This window comes from Sandaracinobacter sp., assembly GCF_041909755.1.
Taxonomy (GTDB): Bacteria; Pseudomonadota; Alphaproteobacteria; order Sphingomonadales; family Sphingomonadaceae; genus Sandaracinobacteroides.
Window position 1 is genome coordinate 21,299 of record NZ_JAYRCW010000028.1, and the last position, 6,000, is coordinate 27,298.

At 69.0% G+C, this 6,000-nt stretch carries 1 protein-coding gene; it reads right to left on the reverse strand.

The window, feature by feature from the left end; translation table 11 throughout:
* Positions 1-72 precede the first annotated feature (72 nt).
* The gene (locus ACE3O8_RS05850) at positions 73-5,850 is read right to left on the reverse strand and encodes a hypothetical protein (protein WP_374387751.1); all 5,778 of its coding nucleotides are present in this window, start codon (positions 5,848-5,850) and stop codon (positions 73-75) included.
* Positions 5,851-6,000 lie beyond the last annotated feature (150 nt).

The window sequence follows — 6,000 nt, forward strand, 5'->3', positions numbered from 1 at the left end:
TTGAAGATGCGGCCTTGCCGGGCACCCGCGCGGAGTCATTCCGCAGGAGGTGGCCGGCAAGGCATCTTCAGGTCAGAACGCGATGGTCAGCCGCGCCGTTCCCGAGTGGGAGGTGAAGCCCTTGCCCAGCTCGGGCGCGTACTGGACGGAGAAGGCGACGTTCTTTGCACCCAGAAGGTCGGCGCCGATGCTGAAGCGGCCCAGCGTTTCCGGCCCCGCCGTTTTCAGGTCGAAGCTGTCGCCCTGCGGCTGGTCGGCGAACCTTGCAGTCGTCGTCCAGCTGCGCGGGCTGCCATATTCCAGCGCCGCGCTGGCGAACGGGCGAAGCGTGACAGTTGTCGAGATCGGCAGCTTCGTGCCCATCTCCAGCCCGGCCGTGCTGATGAAGGCGGTGTCGGACTGGCCTTCGACTGCCAGCCGGAACGGCGAAGCGCCCATTTCGGTGAAGGCCTTGTTGGAAACATGGATGGCATGGCCTTCAACGAAGGGACGCAGGAAGATGCTGTCGCCATCCAGCACATTGATCGCCGCCCGGACATGCACGCCCACCTGGGATTGTTCGGGCCTGGCATTCACCTGTTCCGTCAGCCCCAGGTTGATCGTCCGCTGAGACTTGTACCAGCCATAGGCGGCGTCGATCCCGGCGGAGAGTTCCCATCGGGCCGGCGTGAACAGCAGGCCGAGCCCACCCACCAGCGAGTCCCCGGCGATACGGGCGCTGCCCCTGCCGTCGCGGAACTTCGTGTTCTCATAGGCAATCGAGCCGGTGAGGGCGAGGTTGTCCGAAAGCGGCAGCTGCATCCCCTTCTGCAGGCCGAAAGCGTCGGCCGTGTAGCCCAACGTGTCGGTTCCCGCCGTTTGCGTGGTGGTGTTCAGCAGGGCCCGTCCCCAGAAGCAGCGGTCGGCCGTCCGGCTTTGCAGCTGCAGCTCCTGGCAGCCGCCATAGAGGTTGGCGGCAAAGGTTCGGCTGCTGTTGAAGCGGAAGGCACCGAACGCCCCCAGCCCCTGACCGGCCAGAGAGCCGAGACCCTCCGCGTAACCGGCATCATCGGCCACGCCGAGCAGCCGGGTGAAGGCCAGATCGGCCGACGCGCCGCCATCGAACAGGGCTTGCAGATTTGCCGCCACCGCCTTCTCGTTGGCGCCAAAGCCCGACGCCTTGGCCGCGAAGTTGGCGACCGGCATCACCGACAGCTCGTTGCCCGCAACCTGCGTCTTGAAGTCATACAGGTGGCTGCTGTCGGCCATCGCCAGCGACGGATCGAGCGTGAGAGTGTCGGTTGCCATGAGCAGCTTTGCCGAGCGGTTGCTGATGCTGCTGGGCTGGATGGTGAGGGTGTCGCCAATCCGCGCCTTGCCGTTCACGACCAGCTTGTCGGCGGTGCCTCCGGCGAAGTCCGCATCGAAGATCAGCTGGCCATGGCCGGTGTAGTCTCCGGTGATGGTTGTCGTTCCGGTGGTCGAGCCCTTTATGTGGATGATCCCGAAGTTCGAAACGCCGCAGGCACCGACCGCGACTGAATCGCCTGAAACGAAGGAGGCAGGCTGGCCGTTGGCCATGGTGCCGTTGGTGAAGCAACCCTGCCCGCCATTGTTCTGCAGCAGGATGTCGCCGCCCATGGTGCCGTTGTTGAACACCTGGGTGTAGCCGCCGGTGCTCCAAACCGCGACCGAGTTGGTGCCCGCGGCATAGGTGAACAGCGTGCCGTTGTTGGTGACCTTGTTCGGCGTTGCCGCCGTTAGGCCGCCATGGTCGATATAGACACCTGCGGAGGTGCCGTCGCCATATTGCGGCTGGGTGGCGACCCCGGCCTGCAGGTTGCCGGTGGCACCGATCGTTACCGTGATGGGCGAGGTGGAAGTCGAATCGCCGAGGCTCTGCGCCAGGATGCCGTTGGAGGCGATGCCGGTGACAGTGAGCTTGCCGTTGACGGTGATGTCGATGGTGCCGCCGGTGCCGGTGCCGCCGGCGCTGCCGGCATAGGCGGGGCCGGTCGTGGTGTTGACGAGGCCGCCGCCGCCGCCGATCGACTGGGCCCAGATGCCGGGCGTGTTCGGTGCGCTGGTGGTGATGCTGCCCAGCGGATCGATCGTGACGCTCACGTTGCCGCCGTTGCCGATGTGCGTGCCGTTCTCGGCAAAGGCCTGGCGCTGCTGTGTCCATCCGGTGTCGCCAACCAGACCGCCGCCGCCACCGATCGATTGCGCGAACACGCCGACCGCGCCGACCCCCGATGTGGAGAGGGCATTGCCCACCGTCACCTGAACCGTGTTGCCGTTGCCCTTCATGGTGCCAGTGCCGAAAAAGGATGTGCCGGTGGGATTGCCGCCTTGCACGATGCCGCCTCCGCCGCCCACGGACTGGGCGAGGATGCCATAGGCGTTGCGGCCGGCGGTGGTGATCTTGCCGATCCCGAAGGCGGTGTTTTCCGTCGGGGCGCCAACGGTGACGGTGCCGCCGTCGCTCGACGTGCTGGCGTTGGTGTCGCCGAAGCTGAGATGGAAGCCGAAGACATCGGCGCTGGACGGATCGGGATCGCCGGCCGGGCCGGTCTGGTCCTTGGACAGCACCGAGGTGATGCCGCCGCCGCCGCCGACGCTTTGCGCGATGATGCCGACAGCGTTCTTGCCCTGCGTGCCGAGATAGGAACTGACGTCGGTGTTGACCGTCACGTCCTTGCCGCTGCCGCTGCTGCCCCCGGTGCCGCCCAATGTGACGGTCAGGTTGCTGAGCGCTCCGGCCTTGGAGGCGGTGATGCCGCCCTTGCCGCCACCGCCGCCGATGCTCTGGGCAACCAGCGCGCTGGAGGTGGCGCCAGAGGTATAGACTTCGGCTTCGGCCGCGTTGGTGAGGAGGACGCTGTTGCCGTCTCCGGCCGCGCCGCCTTGCCCGCCCAGCACGATGCTCGCGGTGTTCTTGGCACTGTCGGTGAAGGTGACCGCACCGCCCGCGCCGCCGCCGCCGCCGACCGACTGCACGAAGATTCCATCGGACTTGCCGCCGTTGGTGCGGATCGCGCCTTCGTTATAGGCGGTCGCCGTGCCGCCGTTGCCGCCCGTGCCGCCACTGTTGCCGATCTTCAGGTTCAGCGTCAGCGAGCCGGTGGTGCTGCCATCGCCGTCGTCGTCGCTGACGGTTGCGACCTTGGTGGAGTTCAGCACCTTCTGCAGGTCCGAGATGCCGTTCACACTGGCGAGCTTGCCGTCGCCGATCTGATAGACGTCGGTCGTGCCGGCGACCAGCGTCACCGTTTCCTTCAGGTTGAGGCCCTTCTGGAACCCCGTCTGCAACTGGTGGTTGAGATCGGAAGCATCGGTTGCGCCGCCATTGGTGGAGGCCGCCTTGCCGCCGCTTCCGCCGCCGCCGCCAACGCTCTGCACGAACATGCCGTCGGCATCGGCGCCCGTCGTCTGGATGCCCAGATGGTTGGACCCGCTGGCGGAGCCGCCCACGCCGCCGGTGCCGCCCGAACCGCCCAGCGTCACGTCGATGGAGAGCCCACCGGCGCCGTTTGCCTTGCCGGCCGCGCCGCCGGCCGCGCCGCCGCCGCCGCCGATGGACTGCACCATCATCCCGCGCGCGCCGTCGCCCGCCGTGGCGATGCCGCCCGCATTGTCGCCTGTGGCCGCGCCGCCGGTTCCACCGCCGCCACCGTTTCCTCCCAGGGTCACGACGAACTTGCCGGTAAGGTTGCTGGGCGTGGTGCTGGCAGAGGAATCCCCGCCGCTGCCCTGGCCGCCCCCGCCGCCGATGGATTGCACCAGCATGCCATAGGCGGATTCACCCAGTGTCAGCACCAGCGCCTTGTTGTTCAGCGTCGATTGCCCGCCCGTTCCGCCCACGCCGCCGGAGCCGCCCATGCCCAACGTGATACTCGTGGTGTTCGACGTGGTCGTGCCGTCGGAATAGGAGGCCGCCGAGGAATCGCCGCCGTTGCCGCCGCCGCCCGCGATATTGTGCGCCATCAGCCCGATGCCGCCGTCGCCTGCCGTCGCCACGAAGCCGTAGTTGGTGAGCAGAAGTGGGCTGGAGGAACCGTCGCCGCCGCTGCCGCCCGAGCCGCCGATGGAGGCCGTCATCGAGATGGCATTGGCGTCGCCGCCTGCCGTCGCCTTGGCCGTGCCGGATGCGGCGCCGCCTTCGCCGCCGCCGCCGCCGATCGTTTGCGCCTTCACGCCATAAGAGTCCGAGCCGTAGGTGGTGACCTGGAAATTGTTGGTGAGCGTCACCTGCCCGCCGCTGCCGCCATTGCCGCCGCTGCCTCCGATGGTCACGTTCACGGCAAGGTTGGTGCCATTGGTCTTGCCGATGCCGGCGCCACCATTGCCGCCGCCCCCGCCGACGCTCTGCGCCATCAATCCGCCCGACTTGGCTCCGAAGGTGGTGAGAAGCGCGCTGTTGGTGGCGTTGGCGACACCGCCCGTGCCGCCATTGTTGCCATCGCCGCCGATGGTGACGGTGACTTCCACGCCATTGCCGTTGGCGCTGCCGCCCACGCCGCCGCTGCCGCCGATGCTTTGCGACAGCGCGGCTCCGCCCTGATCGCCGCGGGTGATCACGGTGCCCGCCAGCGTCAGCGTGGAGGCTCCACCATTGCCGCCCGCCCCGGCATCGCCGCCGAGAGAATCCTCGTTGGACGAGGCATTGCCGCCAGCTCCGCCACCGCCGCCGACGCTCTGGGCGATGATGCCCATCGAGCCGGTTCCCGTCGTCGTGACCGTCCCGCCCGTGCTTGTCACCGTGGCCGTCCCGCCATTGCCGCCCTGGCCGCCCGTGGCGCCGCCGGTGGACCACACATCGCCCGTGTGGCCGGCGCCGCCGCCGATGCCGGCGACGCTCTGCGCCATCACGCCATGCGCAAAGGAGCCGGAGGTCGTGACATTGCCCGCGATGTTGGCAACCGCAAGCCCGCCCGCCCCGCCGATGCCCGCGCCGCCAGCCTGCCCGGCAACCGCGCTTTCGGAACCGCTGGCACCGCCGACGCCGCCGTTGGACTGGACGAGGATACCGGGGATGACGGTGGTTTGGGTGGGAACATCCTGCCCCTGGGTTGTCACCGAGCCACTTGCCAGCAGGTTCACCGTGGCGCCGCCGGAGCCGCTGCCGCCTGCACCGCCGGTGCCGCCGCTGCCCCCGTTGGAATCCGTGGCAGACGTCGCCTTGCCGCCTGCGCCGCCATTGCCGCCATTGGCCGATGCCTGCACGCCAAATGCCATCGAAGTCGTCTGGCCCGACAGCGTGATCGTCGTGGAACCGCCTGCCCCACCGACACCGCCGCCACCGCCCTTGCTGGTGATGGCGCCCGCAGACGCGCCATTGCCACCTGCGCCGCCGTCGGCCGCCGCCGTGATGCCCGATGCAAGGCCGACAACGGCCCCGGCCGGCGTCAGCCCGATCGACCCGCCGGTGCCGCCTGCGCCCCCGGCGCCGCCTGTGGTTCCGCCCAGGCCGTCGGCAGAGCCGCCGTTGCCGCCACTTCCGCCGTTGGCAGCCAGCGTCATGCCGATGTTGCCCTGGATGATCTGCGCGGCGGCGGCGGTGATGCCACCCCCGTTGCCACCGGCGCCGCCGTTGCCGCCCTTGCCGACGGCGCCGGCCCCCGCATAGGCCCCGCCATTGCCGTTGCCGCCCGAATTGATGATCGAAATGGCGGTTCCGCCCACGCCGATCATGCCGCTCGATTCAAAGTTGATCGAGGTGGCGCCATTGCCGCCATTGCCGCCCTTGGTGCCGCTGGCCGCGCCGCCAGAGGTGACGCTGTCGGTGGATCCGCCATCGCCGCCCCTGGCGGTGATGCTGACACCATCCCCGGAAGACGAGGAAACCGAGCCGTCGATGTGCACGGTCATGGCGCCGGCGCCGCCGCCGGTTCCTGCCGATTCCCCCACATTGTCGGCCGCCCGGCCGCTGCCATTCTGGTGCCCGCCGGCGCCGCCCAGCGACTGGATGATGATGGCCGCCGCGCTGCCCATCGAGGTGACGCTGCTGCCCGACGCCAG

Excerpts from the sequence above, each read along its gene's own strand:
- ACE3O8_RS05850 (WP_374387751.1), bottom strand. The coding sequence starts at position 5,850 with ATGACCGTGCACATCGACGGCTCGGTTTCCTCGTCTTCCGGGGATGGT.